At 70.4% G+C, this 21,065-nt stretch carries 15 protein-coding genes; 5 read left to right on the plus strand and 10 right to left on the minus strand.

Features of this window, described 5'->3' with window-relative positions:
• Window positions 1-38: 38 nt before the first annotated feature.
• Window positions 39-1,772, plus strand: a complete 1,734-nt coding sequence (locus OHU89_RS17405) for an ABC transporter ATP-binding protein (protein WP_405643979.1) — start codon at window positions 39-41, stop codon at window positions 1,770-1,772.
• Window positions 1,772-3,700, plus strand: a complete 1,929-nt coding sequence (locus OHU89_RS17410; protein ID WP_405643981.1) for an ABC transporter ATP-binding protein — start codon at window positions 1,772-1,774, stop codon at window positions 3,698-3,700. The genes OHU89_RS17405 and OHU89_RS17410 overlap by 1 nt, the downstream gene beginning before the upstream one ends.
• 107 nt (window positions 3,701-3,807) lie before the next feature.
• Here OHU89_RS17410 and OHU89_RS17415 read toward each other — a convergent pair whose 3' ends face one another.
• From OHU89_RS17415 to OHU89_RS17435, 5 genes are all read right to left on the minus strand, one after another.
• The gene (locus OHU89_RS17415; protein ID WP_266892727.1) at window positions 3,808-5,103 is read right to left on the minus strand and encodes an RNA polymerase sigma factor; all 1,296 of its coding nucleotides are present in this window, start codon (window positions 5,101-5,103) and stop codon (window positions 3,808-3,810) included.
• Between the two features lie 104 nt (window positions 5,104-5,207).
• Window positions 5,208-7,109 carry a DNA primase gene (gene dnaG, locus OHU89_RS17420; RefSeq protein ID WP_405643983.1) on the minus strand — a complete coding sequence of 634 codons (1,902 nt, stop codon included), beginning with the start codon at window positions 7,107-7,109 and terminating at the stop codon, window positions 5,208-5,210.
• Between the two features lie 29 nt (window positions 7,110-7,138).
• A complete protein-coding gene (locus OHU89_RS17425; protein ID WP_405643985.1) occupies window positions 7,139-8,404 on the minus strand; it encodes an NAD(P)/FAD-dependent oxidoreductase in 1,266 nt (421 codons plus the stop codon).
• A 177-nt stretch (window positions 8,405-8,581) separates the two neighbouring features.
• Complete coding sequence (locus OHU89_RS17430) at window positions 8,582-9,835, minus strand: deoxyguanosinetriphosphate triphosphohydrolase (protein ID WP_401884930.1); 1,254 nt, start codon at window positions 9,833-9,835, stop codon at window positions 8,582-8,584.
• 61 nt (window positions 9,836-9,896) lie between these two features.
• Window positions 9,897-10,745, minus strand: a complete 849-nt coding sequence (locus tag OHU89_RS17435; protein WP_405654531.1) for a sirohydrochlorin chelatase — start codon at window positions 10,743-10,745, stop codon at window positions 9,897-9,899.
• 310 nt (window positions 10,746-11,055) lie between these two features.
• Here OHU89_RS17435 and OHU89_RS17440 point away from each other — a divergent pair, with 310 nt between their 5' ends.
• On the plus strand, window positions 11,056-11,736 hold the full coding sequence (locus tag OHU89_RS17440) for a vancomycin high temperature exclusion protein (RefSeq protein WP_405654533.1): 681 nt from the start codon (window positions 11,056-11,058) through the stop codon (window positions 11,734-11,736).
• Here OHU89_RS17440 and OHU89_RS17445 read toward each other — a convergent pair.
• From OHU89_RS17445 to OHU89_RS17455, 3 genes are read right to left on the minus strand one after another with little or no spacing between them, the layout of a single operon-like run.
• The gene (locus OHU89_RS17445) at window positions 11,723-12,490 is read right to left on the minus strand and encodes an enoyl-CoA hydratase-related protein (protein WP_405643987.1); all 768 of its coding nucleotides are present in this window, start codon (window positions 12,488-12,490) and stop codon (window positions 11,723-11,725) included. The two genes, OHU89_RS17440 and OHU89_RS17445, sit on opposite strands and share 14 nt — an antisense overlap.
• Before the next feature lie 15 nt (window positions 12,491-12,505).
• A complete protein-coding gene (locus OHU89_RS17450; protein WP_405643989.1) occupies window positions 12,506-13,753 on the minus strand; it encodes a hypothetical protein in 1,248 nt (415 codons plus the stop codon).
• Window positions 13,750-15,297 carry an amino acid adenylation domain-containing protein gene (locus tag OHU89_RS17455; RefSeq protein ID WP_405643991.1) on the minus strand — a complete coding sequence of 516 codons (1,548 nt, stop codon included), beginning with the start codon at window positions 15,295-15,297 and terminating at the stop codon, window positions 13,750-13,752. The genes OHU89_RS17450 and OHU89_RS17455 overlap by 4 nt, the downstream gene beginning before the upstream one ends.
• A gap of 314 nt (window positions 15,298-15,611) precedes the next feature.
• On the opposite strand from OHU89_RS17455, the gene OHU89_RS17460 reads away from it, so the two are divergent.
• A complete protein-coding gene (locus OHU89_RS17460) occupies window positions 15,612-17,702 on the plus strand; it encodes a molybdopterin oxidoreductase family protein (protein ID WP_405643993.1) in 2,091 nt (696 codons plus the stop codon).
• Between the two features lie 192 nt (window positions 17,703-17,894).
• Here OHU89_RS17460 and OHU89_RS17465 read toward each other — a convergent pair whose 3' ends face one another.
• Window positions 17,895-18,308: a gamma-glutamylcyclotransferase family protein gene (locus OHU89_RS17465; protein WP_405643995.1), complete on the minus strand. Its 414-nt coding sequence runs from the start codon at window positions 18,306-18,308 to the stop codon at window positions 17,895-17,897.
• A 149-nt stretch (window positions 18,309-18,457) separates the two neighbouring features.
• On the opposite strand from OHU89_RS17465, the gene OHU89_RS17470 reads away from it, so the two are divergent.
• Window positions 18,458-20,119, plus strand: a complete 1,662-nt coding sequence (locus OHU89_RS17470; protein ID WP_405643997.1) for a M4 family metallopeptidase — start codon at window positions 18,458-18,460, stop codon at window positions 20,117-20,119.
• 118 nt (window positions 20,120-20,237) lie between these two features.
• Here OHU89_RS17470 and OHU89_RS17475 read toward each other — a convergent pair whose 3' ends face one another.
• On the minus strand, window positions 20,238-20,822 hold the full coding sequence (locus OHU89_RS17475) for an NAD(P)H-dependent oxidoreductase (RefSeq protein WP_365393844.1): 585 nt from the start codon (window positions 20,820-20,822) through the stop codon (window positions 20,238-20,240).
• Between the last annotated feature and the right edge of the window lie 243 nt (window positions 20,823-21,065).

Below are 21,065 nucleotides of genomic sequence, written 5' to 3' on the forward strand. Positions count from 1 at the left end.
ACCACCCTGCCCCTACCGCCGACTCCGAGAGACCAAGCGTGCTCATACGTCTTCTGCGGACCTATCTCAGGCCCTACCGGAAACCCATCGCCCTCCTGGTGGTGCTGCAGTTCCTGCAGACCTGCGCCACCCTCTACCTGCCCACGCTGAACGCGGACATCATCGACAGCGGCGTCGTGAAGGGCGACACCGGGTACATCCTGTCCTTCGGCGCCCTGATGATCGGTATCTCGCTGATCCAGGTCGTGTGCAACATCGGTGCCGTGTACTACGGCGCGCGGACCGCCGCGGCCCTGGGCCGGGACGTGCGGGCCGCCGTGTTCGACCGGGTGCAGTCCTTCTCCTCCCGCGAGGTGGGCCACTTCGGGGCGCCCTCGCTGATCACCCGGACCACGAACGACGTGCAGCAGGTCCAGATGCTGGCCCTGATGACGTTCACGCTGATGGTGTCCGCGCCGATCATGTGCGTGGGCGGCATCGTGCTGGCGCTCGGCCTGGACGTGCCGCTGTCCGCGGTCCTCGTCGCGGTCGTCCCCGTGCTGGGTATCTGCGTGACCTTGATCGTGCGGCGGCTGCGCCCGCTGTTCCGGGCCATGCAGGTGCGCCTCGACACCGTGAACCAGGTGCTGCGCGAGCAGATCACCGGCAACCGGGTGATCCGCGCCTTCGTGCGCGACGAGTACGAGAAGGACCGCTTCCGGCACGCGAACGCCGAGCTCACCGAGATGTCCCTGGGCACCGGTAAGTACCTCGCGCTGATGTTCCCGATGGTCATGACGGTGGTGAACGTGTCGTCGATCGCGGTGGTGTGGTTCGGCGCCCACCGGATCGACGACGGGCAGATGCAGATCGGTGATCTGACGGCGTTCCTCGCCTATCTGATGCAGATCGTCATGTCCGTGATGATGGCCACCTTCATGTTCATGATGGTGCCGCGCGCGGAGGTGTGCGCCGAGCGGATCCAGGAGGTGCTGGACACCTCGTCGAGCGTGGTTCCGCCCAAGGCTCCGGTGCTGGAGCTGCGGCGCCATGGTCATCTGGAGATCCGCGGGGCGGGCTTCCGCTACCCGGGTGCCGAGGAGCCGGTGCTCAAGGGCGTCGATCTCGTGGCCCGGCCCGGTGAGGTGACCGCCGTCATCGGGTCGACCGGCAGCGGCAAGTCCACGCTGCTGGGGCTCGTGCCCCGGCTGTTCGACGCCACCGACGGTCAGGTGCTGGTCGACGGGGAGAGCGTGGCGGGCATCGAGCCCGAGCTGCTGGCGCGGACCGTCGGAATGGTGCCGCAGCGGCCGTACCTCTTCGCGGGGACCGTGGCGAGCAATCTGCGCTACGGCAATCCGGACGCCACGGACGAGGAGCTGTGGCACGCGCTGGAGGTGGCGCAGGCCAAGGACTTCGTGGAGGGGCTGGAGAACGGGCTCGACTCCCCCATCGCCCAGGGCGGCACCAATGTCTCGGGTGGTCAGCGGCAGCGGCTCGCCATCGCCCGTACGCTCGTGCAGCGCCCGGAGATCTATCTCTTCGACGACTCCTTCTCCGCCCTCGACTACGCCACCGACGCGGCCCTGCGCGCGGCCCTGTCCCGGGAGACCGCCGAGGCGACCGTGGTGATCGTCGCCCAGCGGGTGGCGACCATCCGGGACGCCGACCGGATCGTCGTACTCGACGAAGGCCGGGTCGTCGGCACCGGCCGGCATCACGAGCTGATGGCGGAGAACGAGACCTACCGGGAGATCGTGCTCTCCCAGCTCACGGAAGCGGAGGCTGCCTGATGGCCGGGCCCATGGGGCGCATGATGGCCGGGACCGGCCCCGATCACCGGTCGATGGACTTCAAGATGTCGGGACGGCGGCTCGTCGGCCATTTCCGGCCGGAGCGGTTCACGGTCTACGCGCTGGTGTTCTGTGTGTTCGTCAGCGTGGCTCTGTCGGTCGTCGGGCCGAAGATCCTCGGCGAGGCCACCGACCTGGTCTTCGCGGGCATCGTCGGACGGCAGATGGAGCCCGGCGCCTCGAAGGAGCAGGTGCTTCAGGCGATGCGGGAGCGCGGGGACGGCCAGGTCGCCGACATGCTCCGCAGCACCGACTTCACCCCGGGCGAGGGCATCGACTTCGGTGCCGTCGGCGACGTCCTGTTGATCGCGCTCGTCGTGTTCGTCGTCGCCGGGCTGCTGATGCTGGTGGCGACGCGGCTGGTGAACCGGGTCGTCAACCGGACCATGTTCCGGATGCGGGAGGACGTACAGACGAAGCTGTCGCGGCTGCCGCTGTCGTACTTCGACAAGCGGCAGCGCGGTGAGGTGCTGTCCCGGGCGACGAACGACATCGACAACATCGGGCAGACCCTCAACCAGTCGATGGGCCAGCTCATCAATTCGATCCTCACCATCGTCGGGGTGCTCGCGATGATGTTCTGGGTGTCCTGGCTGCTGGCGCTGGTCGCGCTCGTCACCGTGCCGCTGTCGTTCGTGATCGCCACGCGCGTCGGCAAGCGGTCGCAGCCGCACTTCGTGCAGCAGTGGCGCTCGACCGGCAAGCTCAACGCGCACGTCGAGGAGATGTACACCGGGCACACCCTGGTGAAGGTGTTCGGGCGGCAGCAGGAGTCGGCGCAGCAGTTCGCCGAGCAGAACGAGGCGCTGTACGAGGCCGGGTTCAAGGCGCAGTTCAACAGCGGGGTCATGCAGCCGCTGATGATGTTCGTGTCGAACCTGAACTATGTGCTGGTCGCGGTGGTGGGTGGCCTGCGGGTCGCCTCCGGCACGCTGTCCATCGGTGATGTGCAGGCCTTCATCCAGTACTCGCGCCAGTTCTCGATGCCGCTGACGCAGGTCGCGTCGATGGCCAACCTGGTGCAGTCCGGGGTCGCCTCGGCCGAGCGGATCTTCGAGCTGCTCGACGCCGAGGAGCAGGAGGCCGACCCCATGCCGGGCGAGCGGCCTGCCGAGCTGCGGGGGCGGGTGGCGCTGGAAGGCGTGTCCTTCCGGTACGACCCCGAGAAGCCGCTCATCGAGGATCTGTCGCTCAAGGTGGAGCCGGGGCACACGGTCGCGATCGTGGGTCCGACGGGAGCGGGCAAGACCACGCTGGTCAATCTGCTGATGCGCTTCTACGACGTCTCCGGCGGGCGCATCACTCTCGACGGGGTCGACATCGCGCGGATGTCCCGGGACGAACTGCGGGCCGGGATCGGGATGGTGCTGCAGGACACCTGGCTGTTCGGCGGCACGATCGCGGAGAACATCGCGTACGGGGCCTCGCGGGAGGTCACCCGGGGCGAGATCGAGGAGGCCGCGCGGGCCGCGCACGCGGACCGGTTCGTCCGGACGCTGCCCGACGGGTACGACACCGTGATCGACGACGAGGGTTCGGGGGTCAGCGCCGGTGAGAAGCAGCTCATCACCATCGCGCGGGCGTTCCTGTCCGACCCGGTGATCCTGGTTCTCGACGAGGCGACGTCGTCCGTCGACACCCGGACCGAGGTGCTGATCCAGAAGGCGATGGCGAAGCTGGCGCACGGACGGACGTCGTTCGTGATCGCGCACCGGCTGTCGACGATCCGGGACGCGGACACGATTCTGGTGATGGAGGACGGTTCGATCGTGGAACAGGGCGCGCACGGGGACCTGTTGGCGGCCGACGGGGCGTATGCGCGGCTGTACAAGGCACAGTTCGCGCAGGCGGTGGCAGAGGTCGACTGAGCACGCGGGGCGGCTGCGGGTCCGTTGTGGTTGCTCGCGCAGTTCCCCGCGCCCCTTCAGGGGCGCGGGGAACTGCGCGAGCAACCACGGACCACCCGCACCCGGCATCAGTCCAGATAGCCCCGAAGCTGATCCGCAAAAGCGTGATCCCGCAGCTTGTTCAGGGTCTTGGACTCGATCTGCCTTATCCGTTCCCGTGTGACGCCGAAGATCCGCCCGATCTCCTCCAGGGTGCGTGGACGGCCGTCAGCGAGCCCATACCTGAGCTGGACGACCTTCCGCTCCCGCTCCCCCAGCGTCGACAGCACCGCCTCCAGGTGCTCCCTGAGCAGCAGGAACGCCGCCGACTCGACCGGCGACGTCGCGTCGCCGTCCTCGATGAGGTCGCCGAGGGCCACGTCGTCCTCCTCGCCCACCGGGGCGTGCAGGGAGACGGGTTCCTGGGCCAGGCGCAGGACCTCGCTGACGCGTTCCGGGGCGAGGTCGAGGTGGGCGGCCACCTCTTCCGGGGTCGGTTCGTAGCCGCGTTCCTGCAGCATGCGGCGCTGCACGCGGACGACCCGGTTGATCAGCTCCACGACGTGGACCGGGACCCGGATGGTGCGGGCCTGGTCGGCGAGAGCCCGGGACATGGCCTGGCGGATCCACCAGGTCGCGTAGGTCGAGAACTTGTAGCCGCGGGCGTAGTCGAACTTCTCGACGGCCCTGATCAGGCCCAGGTTTCCTTCCTGGACCAGGTCGAGCATGGTCAGGCCGCGGCCGACGTACCTCTTGGCCACCGACACCACGAGCCGCAGATTCGCCTCGATGAGCCGGCGTTTGGCCATCCGGCCCATGACGACCAGGCGGTCCAGGTCGATCGCCAACTGGCTTTCCAGGTCAGGGGCGTTGAGGAGCTTTTCCTCGGCGAACAGGCCGGCCTCGACGCGGCGGGCCAGCTCGACCTCCTCGGCTGCCGTGAGCAGGGGGATACGGCCGATCTCGCGGAGGTACTGACGGAAGAGGTCGGAGGAGGGACTGCTGGTGTCGGCGACGCGGCTGCGGCTCTTCGGCTGCGGAGCCTCGACCGGCTCAGCGGGTTCCACGGTCTCCAGGGCATCGGCCGGCGGCTCTTCCGGCTCCGCCTCGGGGTGGTGCACGACACGGCTCTGCGGGGGGACCGCGGTGAGAACGTCGGTCTCCGTATCCGGCTCCGCGCCGTCTGTACCGGCGTCGGTCTTGTTGAGGGTCTGGGTCTGCACGGGGGCGACCTCCAGGATGATCGCTGCAGAAGTGAGCGGCAGCGCTGTTTCGGGGGCGGAGTCGACGGCCTCGCCGCTGTCCGTCCCGTACGCGATGAGCGGAACCGCGGGGGTGTGGGACCCGCTGGGGACGGATCGGCCGCGCTCCGAGGACTCAGGCACCGGAACCCAGTGTGGAGTACGACACATCGCCGCCACGAGGGGCGTGCGGTGACTTTTTGAGTCCGGTCCGTGACCGGGTGGTTACCCTGCCGGACGCAAACCCCTCAGAGAGCTGCGGCTCCGTGCCCGCGCAGCGCCTGGTCGTACTGCTGGAGTACCCACAATTCGTTCTGTACCGCGGCCAATTGCGCCGGATCTCCGTGGGTTCCCAGACGGGTGAGCGTGGACTGGATGTCGATGATGCGGCGCTCGACGGCGCGGCGGCGGACCGCCACGAGCTGTACACCCGCGTAGATCTCGTCGACGGTCTTGCGCATGATCGCCTCGACGGCCAGCTCCGTGACCATCGCGCGGACCGTGTCGTCGGGCGCGGTCTCGCGGACTCTCACGAGGTAGTCCTGGGAGTCCTGCACGCCGTACTCGGCGCCGCCGGCCTCCATGATCGCCTGGCGTACGGCGGCGTAGGGCGCGGCGGTGAACTCGTCGATGCCGTACGCGTCGAAGGCCGGGGAGACCAGCTCGGGGCGCTGGAGGGCGAGTTTGAGGAGCTCGCGTTCGGTGGCGTAGACGGGGTTGCGGAGGTTGAGGGCCGGTCCAGAGGCCTGGGGCCGTGGTGCGGAGTCGTACTGCTGCGGGCCGCGGGCGGACGGCGCCGGGCCCTTGCCGCCGCGGTCGCGGGCCCAGCGGGCCAGCTGGGCCACCCGCTTGACCACGAACTGGGTGTCGAGGATGCCGAGCATGCCGGCGAGCTGGACGGCGACCTCGTGCTGGGCGCCGCTGTTCTTGATGCGGGCGACGATCGGGGCGGCCTCGTCCAGGGCGGACGCCCGGCCTGCCGGGGTGTCCAGGTCGTAGCGGACGACGATCTGGCGGAGTGCGAACTCGAAGAGCGGGGTGCGGGGTTCGGCCAGCTCGGCCACCGCCTCGTCGCCCTTCGCGAGGCGCAGCTCGCAGGGGTCCATGCCGTCGGGGGCGATCGCGATGTAGGTCTCGGCGGCGAACTTCTGGTCGTCCTCGAAGGCGCGCAGGGCCGCCTTCTGGCCGGCCGCGTCGCCGTCGAAGGTGAAGATCACGCGGGCCGAGCCGTTGTCCATCAGGAGCCGGCGGAGGATCTTGATGTGGTCGCTGCCGAAGGCGGTGCCGCAGGTGGCGATGGCGGTCGTGACGCCCGCGAGGTGGCAGGCCATGACGTCGGTGTAGCCCTCGACGACGACCGCGCGGGACGCCTTGGCGATGTCCTTCTTCGCCAGGTCGATGCCGTAGAGGACCTGGGACTTCCGGTAGATCGCCGTGTCGGGCGTGTTGAGGTACTTGGGGCCGGTGTCCGCCTCGTACAGCTTGCGGGCGCCGAAGCCGACGACCTCGCCGCCGATGTCGCGGATCGGCCACATCAGGCGGCCGCGGAAGCGGTCGATGGGGCCGCGGCGGCCCTCCTGGGAGAGGCCGGAGAGCAGGAGCTCCTTGTCGGTGAAGCCCTTGCCGCGCAGGAAGCGGGTGAGGTGGTCCCAGCCCTGGGGGCTGTAGCCGACGGAGAAGTGCTCGGCGGCGGACTGGTCGAAGCCTCGCTCGGCGAGGAACTTGCGGCCGGTGTCGGCCTCCGGGCTGGTGGCGAGCTGTTCCACGTACCAGTCGGCGGCGATCTTGTGGGCCTCGACCAGGCGGATCCGTTCACCGCGCTGGTGGGAGGGGTTGTAGCCGCCCTCCTCGTAGCGCAGCGTGATGCCGGCCTGCCCGGCGAGGCGCTCGACGACCTCCGAGAAGGAGAGGTGGTCGACCTTCATCACGAACGTGATGGTGTCGCCGCCCTCCTGGCAGCCGAAGCAGTGGAAGAGACCCTTGCTGGGGCTGACCTGGAAGGACGGCGACTTCTCGTCATGGAAGGGGCACAGGCCCTTGAGGTTGCCTCCGCCCGCGTTCCGCAGCTGGAGGTACTCGGACACCACGGCGTCGATCGGGACCGCGTCCCGTACCGCCTTCACGTCCTCGTCGTTGATCCGTCCTGCCACGAGGTGAGTCTACGGGGCAGAACTGACATCTAAGGGACGAGGTTTTCGAGCGGAACGTGCGGGTCCGCCAGCACCTCGGTGTCCACCTGTGTCTTCGAGCGAATCAGCTGTTGGACGGGCTCTGTGACGTCCCACACGTTCACGTTCATCCCGGCGAGCACCCGGCGTTCCTTCAGCCAGAACGCAATGAACTCACGCTTTCCTGCGTCCCCCCGAATCACCACTTCGTCGTACGACCCCGGGGGCGCCCAGCCGCTGTACTCCATCCCCAAGTCGTACTGATCGGAGAAGAAATAGGGCACGCGGTCGTAGGCGAGGTCACGGCCGAGCATCGAGCGGGCAGCCGAGGGGCCGCCGTTGAGGGCGTTGGCCCAGTGCTCGACGCGCAGCCTGGTGTCGAAGAGGGCGTGGTGGAAGGAGGCCACGTCGCCGGCGGCGTAGATGTCGGGGTCGGAGGTGCGCAGCCGCTCGTCGACCACGATCCCGCCGCCGTACGCGCGCTCGGCGATCTCCAGTCCCGCGGCCTCGGCGAGGGCGATGCGCGGGGCGGCGCCGATCGCGGCGAGGACGTCGTGCGCCGGGTGCTCCTCGCCGTCGTCGGTGCGGGCGGCCAGCACCATGCCGTCCTGGCCGACGATCTCGGTCAGTTTCGCGCCGAAGTGGAAGCGGACGCCGCGCTCCCGGTGCAGGTCGGCGAAGAGCCCGCCGAGCTCGGGGCCCAGCACGGAGTGCAGGGGGGTCGGCTCGGGCTCCACGACGGTGACCTCGGCGCCGTACTCGCGGGCCGCCGCCGCGACCTCCAGGCCGATCCAGCCGGCGCCGGCGATCACGATGTGGCCGTTGTCCCGGCCGAGGGCGGCCAGCACTCCCTTGAGCCGTTCCGCGTGGGCGAGGCGGCGCAGATGGTGGACGCCCGCGAGGTCCGTGCCCGGGATGTCGAGGCGGCGGGGCTCGGCACCGGTGGCGATGAGGAGTTTGTCGTAGTGCACGAGCGTGCCGTCGTCGCCGAAGCGGACTGTCCTGGCCGTGCGGTCGATCGCGTCGACGGTCTGGCCGAGGTGCAGCTCGATGTCGTTGCGCGCGTACCAGGCCGGTTCGTGCACGAAGACGCTGTCGCGCTCCTCCTTGCCGAGCAGATAGCCCTTGGACAGGGGCGGGCGCTCGTAGGGGTGATCGCGTTCGTCGCAGATCAGTATCACGCGGCCCGTGAAGCCCTCCGCGCGGAGCGTCTCGGCCGCCTTGGCGCCGGCGAGACCGCCTCCGACGATGACGAATGTCTGATCCGCGTCGACCACTTGATGCCTCCTCGTAAGGGTGCCGCCACATGGGAGCGTCCCGCACGGAGCGTGATGGGGGAAGAGGGAGTGGCCCGATCAGGCCACGGAGGGTCACATTCGGGCGCGTTTGGTGTCACCCGTGGCACATATGTCGCACGAGTACCCGGTCGGGAACACGTGCACACGGCAGCGCTCTCACGCGTGACCCGTCAGCCGTGCGTGCAGCGAGCGGGCCGAGGCGTCGGTGAGGGAGGCGACCTGGTCGACGATCACGCGCTTGCGGGCGCGGTCGTCGGGGGCCTGGTCGAAGACCGCGCGGAACTGCGGCTCCAGGCCGTCCGGGGCACGGCGGGTGAGCGCCTCGGCGAGTTCGGCGACCACGATCCGCTGGTCCGCGCGGAGCCGCTCCTGCTCGGCGCGCTGCATGACGTACCGGTCGGCGACCGCCTTGAGGACCGCGCACTCCAGCCGGGTCTCGTGGGGTACGACGAGTTCGGCGGTGTAGCGGGTCAGGCGCCCGGTGCCGTACCGCGCGCGTGTGGCGGCCTCCGCGGCGAGGCAGAAGTGGCCGATGAGCTGGCTGGTGGCGTCCTTCAGCCGGGCCTGGGCCACGGCCGAGCCGTCGTAGCCGTGCGGCCACCAGGGCTGGTCCTGGAGCCGGTCGAGGGCCGCCGCGAGTTCCGCCGGGTCGGTGTCCTGCGGGACGTACCGGCCGAGGGCCACCGCGAAGACCGCCTCGCGTTCGGGTTCCGCGTGCAGGTAGTTGGGGTCGATGTGGCCGGCGTGCAGTCCGTCCTCGACGTCGTGGACCGAGTACGCCACGTCGTCGGACCAGTCCATGACCTGGGCCTCGAAGGTGGTGCGGGTGCCGGGCGCGGCCTTGCGGACCCAGTCGAAGACGGGGCGGTCGTCGTCGTACACGCCGAACTTGGGGCTCTTGGGGTCCGTGGGGTGGGCGCCTCTGGGCCAGGGGTACTTGGTGGCCGCGTCGAGGGCGGCCCGGGTGAGGTTGAGGCCGACGGAGCCCTCGGGGGTGAAGCGTTTGGGTTCGATGCGGGTGAGGAGTCTGAGGGACTGGGCGTTGCCCTCGAAGCCGCCGCAGTCCTCGGCGAATTCGTTCAGCGCTTGTTCGCCGTTGTGACCGAAGGGTGGGTGGCCGAGGTCGTGGGCGAGGCAGGCGGCTTCCACCAGGTCCGGGTCACAGCCGAGGGCCGCGCCCAGCTCGCGGCCTACCTGGGCGCATTCCAGGGAGTGTGTGAGACGGGTGCGGGGGCTGGCGTCCCAGGCCTGGCTGCGGGTTCCGGGGGTGACGACCTGGGTTTTGCCGGCTAGGCGTCGGAGGGCCGATGAGTGGAGGATGCGGGCGCGGTCGCGTTGGAAGGCGGTGCGGCCGGGGCGTTTGTCCGGTTCCGGGGCCCAGCGTTCGGTTGACTCCAGGTCGTACGACATGTCTCGACAGTAAGGGCAGGGACTGACAAACGGAGTGCGCCTTCGCGTCTGCCTGGGTTTGCTATCCGGCGAGTGCGGTTGGTGTGTGGTTGCCCGCGCCCCGCGTCGGAGCCGCGGATTGGTGCTGCCCCGCGCCCCTGAGGTTGGTCATCTGGTCGTACCTGTGCAGGAGCAGCCTCGCCATCGCCGGGTGTGTGCCCAGGGGGGCCGAGGCGATCCACGGGGCCGCCTCCGCGCACTCCGTCGCGAAGCGGCCGGGGGCCGTGAAGTAGGAGGCGATGGCGATCCTCGTGCGGCCGCTCGCCGCGAGGGCCTCGATGGCGTCCGGGACTCTGGGAGCCGCCGTCGTCGCGTAGGCGGGGACGACCGGGACGCCGAGGCGGTCGGAGAGGAGCTGGGCCGTGCGGCCGGTGTCGACCTTGGACTCCGGGTCGCGGGAGCCCGCCGCCGCCAGGACCACCGCGGTGCGGCCGCGCGTCGTGTCGTCCATGCGGGTGCGCCAGCCGGCCTCGACCAGGCGGGAGTACAGGGTCTCCACCAGGAGGGGGTGCGGGCCGAGCGGGGCGGCCACGCGTGCGCGTACCCGGGTCGCGGCGGCCATCTCGGGGATGTCGCGCTTGACGTGGTAGCCGCGGCTGAGCAGGAGCGGGACGAGGATCGCCTCGCGGTCGCCGAGGGCGGCGAGGGTGTCGGGCAGCAGGGGCTCGTTCAGCTCGATGTGGCCGAGGTGAACGGACAGGCCGGGGCGCAGGGCGCGGACCTTGTCGAGGAGTGTGCGTACGGTGCTCAGGGCACGCGGGTCACGGCTGCCGTGGGCGACGACGACGAGCGCGGGCGCTTCGGGGCGCCGCCTGCCGTCGAGCGACACGAGGCTGAGCTGGCTGGCGAGCTGGCTGCTGATCCGGTTCATGAGGTGCGCCGTACTGTCGAGGTCGGCCCCCGGGAGCAGCAGGGCGCCGGGGCTGGCGGTGGACTCGTCGCGCGGAGGGTTCGACGGCGTCATGAACAGATGGTCGCGGTGAGAGGTTGCCACCCCGTTGCGCGAAGATAACGGGGATTTTCCGTGGGTTCACGGTGGGGTGGGAGGGCATTGTGAGGTGTCCTGACCTGCGGTTTCGCTGGCGCTGGTGAGGCTGGTCACGTGCCCTTCGGTGAACCGTGGAGGCTTACATCACGTCCCTGACTGTCGAAGGACGACCAGGGAGGGACCGCCCGTGAGACTGCGCAGGCCGCGGAGGCCACGTATCCCCCGCACCCGTACCGGGCAGCGGCGGCTGGTGCAGGCCGTGATGCTCGGGTGCGTACTGGCGCTGCTGCCGGCGACCTGGATGTACATCGTGACGGGCGACCGGCTGCGCACGACCGCGGACGTACCGCACACCGAGGTCGCCGTCGTCTTCGGCGCGGGACTGTGGAACGACGAGCCGTCGCCGTACCTCGCCCACCGGCTGGACGCCGCGGCGAAGCTGTACCGCGAGGGCCGGATCGAGGTCGTCCTCGTCACCGGTGACAACAGCCGCAAGGACTACGACGAGCCCGACGCCATGCGCACGTACCTGACCGCGCACGGCGTTCCCGACCGGCGCATCGTCAGTGACTACGCCGGCTTCGACACCTGGGACTCCTGCGTCCGCGCCAAGAAGATCTTCGGCGTCGACCGGGCCGTCCTGATCAGCCAGGGCTTCCACATCCGGCGGGCCGTCGCGCTGTGCCAGCAGGCCGGTGTGACGTCGTACGGCATCGGGGTCGAGGCCAAGCACGACGCCACCTGGTACTACGGCGGGGCGCGGGAGGTCATCGCGGCCGGCAAGGCGGCCCTGGACGCGGTCTTCGAGCCGGACCCCCGGTTCCTCGGCCCCGAGGAACCGGGGGTCGGACAGGCGCTCGCTAGCGCCCGGTGAAGCGCGGGGCGCGTTTCTCCAGGAAGGCGGTCATGCCCTCCTTCTGGTCGTGGGTCGCGAACAGGGCGTGGAACACGCGGCGTTCGTAGCGGATGCCGTCGCGCAGGCCCGTCTCCAGGGACCGGTCGACGCAGTCGCGGGCGGCCCTGACCGCCGTACGGCCGTACGAGGCGATCGTCTCGGCCGCCTCCAGGGCCTCCGTGAGGACCCGTTCGTCGGGGACGACCCGGGAGACCAGTCCGGCGCTCTCCGCCTCCCTCGCGTCCATCGTGCGGCCGGTGAGGACCAGGTCCATGGCCTTGGCCCGGCCGACGAGGCGGGTCAGGCGTTGGGTGCCGCCGATGCCGGGGATCACGCCGAGCTTGATCTCGGGCTGGCCGAACACCGCCGACTCGCCCGCGATCACGAGGTCGCACATCATCGCCAGTTCGCAACCGCCGCCCAGGGCGTGGCCGTTGACGGCGGCGATCTTCGGGGTGCGCAGGTCCGCGAACTCCTCCCAGGCGCGGAAGTAGTCCTCCGCGGCCATGTCCACGGCCGTCCTCGCGGCCATCTCCTTGATGTCGGCGCCCGCCGCGAAGACCTTCTCCGAGCCGGTGACGACGAAGCAGCCGATCTCGGGGGCCGCGTCCAACGGGCGCAGGGCGTCGAGGAGTTCGGTCAGGAGCTCGCCGTTCAGCGCGTTGCGGACGTGGGGGCGGTGCAGGCGTACGGCCACGACACGGCCGTAGCGCTCGATCTTTATCGTGTTCATTTCTCCTCCGTGGAATTACGAGTCCCAGATCGCGCCGTACGCCGGAATCCCCCGCTGTTCCAGGCCGTGGACCACCTGCCAGGTCAGCTTCTTGTTGCTGATGCAGATCACCGCCTCGGCGCCGAAGTCGCGGTAGGCGGCGTACGCGAGGCGCACCATGTCGGGCTTGCCGTCGCGGGAGGTGTCCCAGATCAGGGCGTGGGGCTGGACGGCGAGGATCTCGTCGACGAGGTCGTCGCCGTAGGTGGTGCGGGGGTCGCGGGTCGCCCAGACCAGGCGGGAGGGGATCTCGGCGGCCAGGAGGTGCGGGAGGCAGGGGCCGATGCCGCTGCCGGTCGCCACGTAGACCACCTTCGTGAAGAGGGTCTCGATGTTGGCGACTCCGGCCGTGGTGATGCCTTTCACCCAGATCCGGTTCGGCATGTCGTCGATGAAGTCGCCCGTCCAGTCACCGGCCCGGGAGATCGTCAGCCGGAAGCCGGGCTCGCCGGGGGCCGGGACGTTGGCGAAGGAGTGCCATTCCTTCAGCGGGCTGCGGCTGATGGCCGTGGAGGAGCCCGCGAAGGGGGTCTCGCCGTGGTCGAAGCGGGCCAGCACCACGTGCGGGGAGGGGCGTTCGACGCGTACGTCGACCTTGCGCAGGCGCAGCCACGGCAGGGCGACGCTGAAGGTGACGACCGACAGGACGGCCACCTCCACGGGGCCCGGGGACGCCAGGAGCGTGTGCGTCCAGAAGAGGGCGAGGGCCGTCCAGCCGCCGAAGCGGTGGATCTTCTCGAAGTGGTCGTGGTGGCGGGAGCGGAAGGGCGGCAGGGCCGTGGCGATGATCAGCGCGAGGAGGGCCGTCAGGGTCCAGCCCACCGCCCTGAGCGGGCCGTCGGTCGTGGTGATGGTGAGCGCCAGGAACCAGCTCGCCCCCGCCAGCGCCCCGCCCACGTGCAGTCCGCCGAAGTGGTACACCTTCCCCAGCGTCCAGCGGACCTTCAGCGGCCAGCTGGTCGGCGCCCAGGTGGCCAGCTTGAAGAGGAGGTTGATGACGTACTGCTGGCGGACCAGGATCGCGAGGGCCAGGTCGGCGAGGGCCGCGTGGCCCATGGTGCGGGTCGACGGGGTCCAACTCGCGTACAGGAACACCAGGTTGGCCGTCAGTACCAGTGCCGCCAGGCGGTTGTAGTGCATCAGCCGCGGGTGCTTCAGCAGTCGGCGCGGGGCCGAGGTCCGCGGGGGCAGTTCCACCGACTGGCGCTCGAGTGAGGTCGTCATCGGGACACCACCGTGCGCTCCTCGGCCAGCCGTAGCAGCGCCGCTTTGTCGATCTTGCCGCGGTCCGTCTCGGGCAGATGCGTCAGGGCCATGACACTCTCGGGCACGCAGTAGTACGGCAGCGCGTCCGCCACCGCGCGCCGGGCCGTGTCGGGGTCGACGTCGGCCGGGGTGACGAAGGAGACCAGGGTGCGGGCGTCCTGCTTCAGGGTCACCGCACGCCGGCAGCCCTCGACCGACTCCAGCACCGAGGAGACGGAGTCGAGTTCGACGCGGAAGCCGCGCACCTTGACCTGGTCGTCGGTGCGGCCGAGGTGTTCCAGTTCGCCGTCGGGCGTCCAGCGGCCGAGGTCCCGGGTGCGGAACATGCGGTGGCCGGCGCCGAGGAAGGGGTCGGGGGCGTAGCGCTCCGCGTTGAGCCGGTCGTTCTCCAGGTAGCCCGCCGAGACGCAGGCGCCGCCCGCCCACATCTCGCCGACCTCGCCGATGGGGAGCGGGCGCAGGTCGGCGTCGAGGACGTAGACCGTGTTGTTGGGGGTGGGGCGGCCGATGGTGAGGATCTGGGACGACGCCTCGTGGCGGCGCATCGTGTTGACGATGGTCGTCTCCGTCGGACCGCAGCAGTTGTAGAACGTCGCCTGGCGGGCCCAGCGGTCGGCGAGCGGGCGCGGGCAGGGCTCCCCCGCCACCGCCACCGTGCGCACCCGCGGGCAGCTCGCCGGGTCGACGCCGGACAGGACCGTCGGGGTGGCGATGACGACGTCCGCGCCGCGGGCCGCCGCCGCGATGTCCTTGCCGCGGATGACGAGGGTGGCGCCGTGGGCGAGGCAGCCGAGGATCTCCCAGGCGGCCATGTCGAAGGCGATGTTGAGGAGCTGGGCGACCCGGTCGCCGGGGCGGATGCCGAGGTCGCCGGGGGCGGTGAGGAGGATGTTGGCGACGTTGCGGTGGGTGACCTTCACCCCGTTGGGGCGGCCGGTGGTGCCGGAGGTGAACAGCACGTAGCAGCCGTCGTCGGGGTGTACCCGGACGTCCGGTCTCGGCCCGGGGGCGGCGGTGCGGGGGCCCGGGACGTACGGCAGCGGCTCGTCGAGGGCGATCAGGTGGTGGCCCGGCGGCAGCGGGACGCGGTGGGCGTGCTCGGCGACGGTGATCACGACGCGGGTGCGGGCGGCGCGGATCACGTGGGCGAGCTGGGAGGCGGGGGCGAGGCCGACGTCCTGGGGGACGTAGGCGGCGCCCGCCTTCAGGATGCCGAGGAGGCCGACGAGCATCGGCACGGAGCGGCGGACGAACAGACCGACGTGGTCGCCGGGGCGCACACCCTGGCGGATCAGACGGGCGGCGAGGGCGTCGGCGCAGCGGTCGAGCTCGCCGTAGGTGATCCGGGTGCCGAGGTGCTCGGCGGCGACGGCATGCGGGGCGGCGGCCGCCTGTCGCTCGACGGCGTGGTGGATCAGCGGATCCGGGACGGGGACGGCCGGGCCGAAGCCGTACCGGTGGAAGAGGTGCTGGTCGCGGGGGGTTAAATGGCGCAGGGGCATGCTGGGGAAACCTCCTGGCTGGCTTTTCGCGTGAGAGATTGCCTGGCGCCAAGCTGGATCCGCGCTCGACTGTAGCTCCGGTTTTTCAACGCTCAACAACGCGTCCTCGGCCAACGACGAGACGGAACGAGCCACATGTGACGTCTTTCACAGCAGAGGCAACTTTCGTCACGGTCGGCGGCGACTCTTGGTGGGCACCTGTGTGCCCGGCCGGGCGGCCTCACCGCGCCCGGCGTCCGGCGGGGAGGTCGCCGTCCCGCTCGCGTAACAGGGAGCCGTCGCGCACGTAACACGGCGGAAGCACGCTGAGGAGCATGCAGAACTCCGCGACGCCCACCCACTGCCCCTACTGCGCCCTGCAGTGCGGGATGAATCTCACGCCCGTCCCGGACGGGGGCGTGGAGGTCACCGAGCGCGCGGACTTTCCGGTGAACCGGGGTGCGCTGTGCGGCAAGGGCCGCACAGCTCACCAGGTGCTCTCCTCCCGGGTGCGCCTGACCTCCCCGTTGGTGCGCTCCGAGGGCAAGCTGGTGCCCGCCACCTGGGAAGAGGCGCTGGACCGGATCGCCGGGGAACTGCGGCGCACGCGTACGGAGCATGGTCCGGACGCGTGCGGGGTGTTCGGCGGGGGCGGCCTGACGAACGAGAAGGCGTACACGCTGGGCAAGTTCGCCCGGGTCGTCCTCGGCACCTCGCAGATCGACTACAACGGCCGCTTCTGCATGTCGTCCGCGGCGGCCGGCGGAATCAAGGCGTTCGGCCTGGACCGGGGGCTGCCGTTCCCGCTGGAGGACATCCCGAAGACGGGCTGTGTGATCCTCGTCGGCTCCAATCTCGCCGAGACCATGCCGCCGTCGATGCGCTTCTTCAACGAGCTGCGCGAGAACGGCGGCACGCTCATCGTCATCGATCCGCGCCGCACCAAGACCGCCGAGCAGGCGGACCTGCATCTGATGCCCCGCCCGGGCACCGACCTCGCGCTGGCGCTGGGCCTGCTGCACCTGGTCGTCGCCGAGGGGCGGGTCGACGAGGCGTACGTCGACGAGCGCACGGCCGGCTGGGAGGAGGCCCGCGCCGCGGCGATGGCCCACTGGCCGGAGTACGTGGAGCGGATCACCGGCGTTCCCGTGCCCCAACTCCGCGAGACCGTACGGATGTTCTGTGAGCCCGAGGCCGCGATGGTGCTGACCGCGCGCGGACCCGAGCAGCAGTCCAAGGGCACGGACACCGTGGGCGCCTGGATCAACCTGTGCCTGGCGACGGGCCGGGCGGGGAAGCCGTTCTCCGGGTACGGCTGTCTCACCGGACAGGGCAACGGACAGGGCGGGCGCGAACACGGCCAGAAGGCCGACCAGTTGCCCGGCTACCGCAAGCTGGACGACCCGGCGGCACGACAGCATGTGGCCGAGGTGTGGGGAGTCGACCCCGACTCGCTGCCCGGCCCCGGACGCAGCGCCTACGAGTTGCTGGACGCCCTCGGCGTCGACATCAGGTCGCTGCTGCTGATGGGCTCCAACCCGGTGGTGTCGGCGCCGCGTGCCGCGCACATCGAGGAGCGCATCAAGTCCCTTGATTTCCTTGCCGTCTGTGACGTCGTGCTGTCGGAGACGGCGGAGCTCGCCGACGTCGTCCTGCCGGTCACGCAGTGGGCGGAGGAGACGGGCACGACGACCAACCTGGAAGGCCGGGTGCTGCTGCGCCGCCAGGCGATCACCCCGCCCGAGGGCGTGCGCAGCGACCTGGAGGTCATGCACGAACTCGCCGACCGGCTCGGTGTCGAGAAGGGCTTCCCGACCGACCCCGAGGAGGTCTTCGAGGAGCTGCGGCGGGCGAGTGCGGGCGGGCCCGCGGACTACTCGGGAATCACCTACCGGCGACTGGCCGAGGAGAACGGGGTGTTCTGGCCGTGTCCCACGGCCGACGCCGACGCGGAAGCGGGACATCCCGGCACGCCCCGGCTCTTCCTCGACCGCTTCGCCACGCCCGACGGCCGTGCCCGCTTCGTCCCCGTCTCGCACCGGGCCTCCGCCGAGGAGCCGGACGAGGAGTACCCGGTGCTGCTGACGACCGGCCGGGTCGTCGCCCAGTACCAGTCCGGCGCCCAGACCCGGCGCGTGGACGAGCTGAACGCCGCCGCACCGGGCCCGTTCGTGGAGCTGCACCCGCGGCTCGCGGCCCGGCTGGGCGCGGCCGAGGGCGACCCGGTGGCGGTCGTGTCCCGGCGGGGCCGGGCCGTGGCACCGGCCCGCATCACCACCGGCATCCGTCCCGACACCGTCTTCATGCCCTTCCACTGGCCGGGCGAGGGCCGCGCGAACACCCTCACCAACCCGGCCCTCGACCCGACCTCGCGGATGCCGGAGTTCAAGGCGTGCGCGGTGCGGCTGGAGACGGTGAAGTCCTAGGAGCGGGCGTCCCGTCCGGCCGGTGTTGACGCCGGTACGGCTCAGGTGCTCGACGGCATCGGCACCGGGGTGTCGCGGTGGGCGGCTCAGTCGAGGCGAGCGGCCGGCGGGGTGCGTGTTGACGGCGGAGGAGGCTCTCGCCGTACTCGCGTCGCCGGTGGCCGAGTTCGACGGTCACGGCCCACAGCTTCCTCAGCCGCGGACCAGCCAGTCGCCGCTGCCGATCAGCTTGCCGCGCGCACGCAGTTCGGCGGCCACGGCAGGGGCGGCGACGTATACCCACGCCCGCACGGACACGCCGTCGACGTCCCGTACGACGTCGCACTCGATCCGCTCGTAGAGGTTGTCGGGATCGCCGGGGGCGTAGTCCTCGAGCCGGTCGAGGGCGACCAGGAGGTCGTCGTACGCCTCGGGGAGGGCGGTGACGAGCTCCCCGAGGACGGTGCCCCCGGGCTCCTCGACGGCGTACGGGTAACCAGGACCGTCGTACAGCACCACGCCGTCGAGCCGCACCGGCTCCTCGGAGCTTGTGCGGCCGCGGAGGAAGTGGTCGTGGTTGACCTCCCCGGGTCGGAGGGTGCCGTAGACGAAGAACGGGAGTCTCACAGAAACGATTCTCTCTCCTCACACACGGGTGCCGGACGTGCACAGACGCCCTATGGACATGACATGTCAGGGCCCCTTGAATCTCAGGCAGCACTCGCGCCTCCTCGCTTTCCCCCCACGCGCCCCAAGGCGCCTTTTCAAGGAGACAGATGAGCCGGATACGTCCCGTTCGCCCTGTCCACACCCTCCTGGGGTCCCGGCTCGCCACGGTCGGTATGGCCGCCACCGCCGCGGCCCTTCTGGCCACCGCACTCTCCCCGACCGCGGGTGCGGCCGACAGGCCGACCCGGGCCACCGCGATCGACAACGCGGCGGACGTGCTCGTGGCGCAGGCCTCGAAGCTGGGCCTCACCGCCACGCAGGACACGAAGGTCCGGGACGTGGTGATCGACAAGGACGGCGGGCAGCACGTCCGCTACGACCGTACGTACCGCGGAATCCCGGTACTGGGCGGCGACTTCGTGGTCCACCTGGACGCGAACGGAACGTACCGCAGCACCGACAGGGCCACCCGCCAGTCCATCGCACTGTCCTCGGTCACCCCCGGCCTTGCCGCCCCGAAGGCCGCCGACCTCGCGGCGAACGCGCTGCGCGCAGCCAACCTCGGCGAGACACTGAAGAAGCTGACGGCCAAGCCACAGCTGGTCGTCGACGCCCTGCACGGCGCGCCCAAGCTGGCCTGGCAGACGAACGTCGTCGCACAGGACTCGCTCGGCAACCCGGTCGGGCGCACGGTGCTGACCGACGCGGGCTCGGGCGCGCAGATCGACGCGTGGGACTCGATCGAGACGGCGACGGGTGACGGGAAGTCGCTGTACGGCGGGACGGTGCCGCTGGAGACGACGCTGTCGGGATCGACGTACCAGCTCAAGGACGCGACGCGCGGAAACACCTACACGGGCGACGCGGCGAACAAGACGGACCTCTGCATCCTGGGCATCTGCATCAGCCGCGCCCCGGCGACGCTCTTCACGGACGCGGACAACCACTGGGGAACGGGGGCGACTTCGGACCGCGCGACGGCGGCCGTGGACGCCCAGTACGGCACCGACGTCACCTGGGACTACTACAAGAACGTCCACGGGCGGAGCGGTATCGCGGGCGACGGCAAGGGGTCGTTCAACCGCGTCCACTACGGCAACAACTACAACAACGCCTTCTGGGACGACAGTTGCTTCTGCATGACGTACGGCGACGGCGACGGGACACAGCTCGGCCCGCTCGTGTCGCTGGACGTGGCGGGCCACGAGATGTCGCACGGTGTGACGTCGAAGACGGCGGCGCTGACGTACTCGGGTGAGTCGGGCGGCCTGAACGAGGCCACGTCGGACATCTTCGGGACCCTGGTGGAGTTCTACGCGGGGAACTCCACGGACGCCGGTGACTACCTGATCGGCGAGAAGATCGTCCGCTCCGGCTTCGGCCGGGACGCGCTGCGCTACATGGACAAGCCGTCGAAGGACGGGAACTCGGCGGACTGCTGGAGTTCGACGGTCAAGGACCTGGACGTGCACTACTCGTCCGGCGTCGCGAACCACTTCGCCTTCCTCCTCGCCGAGGGCAGCGGCGCGCGGACGGTGAACGGCGTCAGCTACAACTCCCCCACCTGCAACGCCTCTTCGGTGACGGGCATCGGCCGGAACAAGGTGGGCGCGATCTGGTACCGGGCGCTGACGGTCTACATGACGTCCTCGACGAACTACGCGGGTGCGCGTACGGCGACGCTGAACGCGGCGAAGGACCTGTACGGGTCCGGGAGCACGGAGTACAACGCGGTGGCCGCGGCATGGAGCGCGGTGAACGTGAGCTGAGGCGCGGCAGCCGGTAAGGCGACGGCAGTGCGGCAGCGGGCGTGACCAGGCTCCCAGCCGCACTGCCACCGCCTTCCCAGGAACCCCGTCCCGGGCTCTGATCGGGCAAGGGGCGGGGCTACGCCCCGTACGGCCTCAGCTCCCTCGCCTCCCTCAGCCCCCTCCCCCACCACACCAGCTGGTCCAGCATCGTCTTCGCCGCCGCCTCCGGTCCCGCCGGGTCCTTCAGCCTCCCCTCGTCGTCGAACGACGCCCCCGCGTTGTGGAAGGACACCGTGTCCCGGACCGTCACCGCGTGCAGTTCCGCGAAGACCTGCCGAAGGTGTTCCACCGCTCGCAGGCCGCCCGACATGCCGCCGTACGAGACGAGGGCGACGGGCTTGGTCTGCCACTCGGTGTAGTGCCAGTCGACGAGGTTCTTGAGGCCGGCGGGGTAGGAGTGGTTGTACTCGGGGGTGAGGACGACGAAGGCGTCCGCGGTGGCCAGTTTCGGGGAGATGCCGGAGAGGGCCGCCGTCGCCTCCTGGGTACGGGCGAAGGACATGGGGAGGTCCGTCTCCGCGACGTCCACGACCTCGGGGAGCAGGTCCTCCCGGTCGTGCATCAGGTCGAGGAGCCAGTCCGCGACGACGGGGCCGAAGCGGCCGTGGCGGTTGCTGCCGACGACGAGGGTGACCTTCAGAGGTGCGTCTGTGATCTGCATGAGGGACAGCCTGATACCTCGACAAAGCTTGAGGTCAAGCTCCGGCCGCCGACGCCGGGTCACCCGGTCGCACCCCCGCTCTGCGCCCTTCGGATTCTCTTCCGCGACACCTCCGCCCTACGCCGGTGACCTGCCCAGACACCGCCACCACAGCCCCGCCGCACACCGACCTGACACCCATTCACCCCATTTCTGACGCGCCCTCAGGAAGCGCGCTCGGCCCGCTGCCACTTACCTCGGAGG

The organism is Streptomyces sp. NBC_00019 (assembly GCF_045041015.1).
GTDB lineage: Bacteria > Actinomycetota > Actinomycetes > Streptomycetales > Streptomycetaceae > Streptomyces.

Excerpts from the sequence above, each read along its gene's own strand:
- OHU89_RS17445 (WP_405643987.1), bottom strand. The coding sequence starts at position 12,490 with ATGAACACGATAAAGATCGAGCGCTACGGCCGTGTCGTGGCCGTACGC.
- OHU89_RS17450 (WP_405643989.1), bottom strand. The coding sequence starts at position 13,753 with ATGACGACCTCACTCGAGCGCCAGTCGGTGGAACTGCCCCCGCGGACC.
- OHU89_RS17430 (WP_401884930.1), bottom strand. The coding sequence starts at position 9,835 with ATGTCGTACGACCTGGAGTCAACCGAACGCTGGGCCCCGGAACCGGAC.
- OHU89_RS17410 (WP_405643981.1), top strand. The coding sequence starts at position 1,772 with ATGGCCGGGCCCATGGGGCGCATGATGGCCGGGACCGGCCCCGATCAC.
- OHU89_RS17455 (WP_405643991.1), bottom strand. The coding sequence starts at position 15,297 with ATGCCCCTGCGCCATTTAACCCCCCGCGACCAGCACCTCTTCCACCGG.
- OHU89_RS17460 (WP_405643993.1), top strand. The coding sequence starts at position 15,612 with ATGCAGAACTCCGCGACGCCCACCCACTGCCCCTACTGCGCCCTGCAG.
- OHU89_RS17435 (WP_405654531.1), bottom strand. The coding sequence starts at position 10,745 with ATGAACCGGATCAGCAGCCAGCTCGCCAGCCAGCTCAGCCTCGTGTCG.
- OHU89_RS17470 (WP_405643997.1), top strand. The coding sequence starts at position 18,458 with ATGAGCCGGATACGTCCCGTTCGCCCTGTCCACACCCTCCTGGGGTCC.
- OHU89_RS17475 (WP_365393844.1), bottom strand. The coding sequence starts at position 20,822 with ATGCAGATCACAGACGCACCTCTGAAGGTCACCCTCGTCGTCGGCAGC.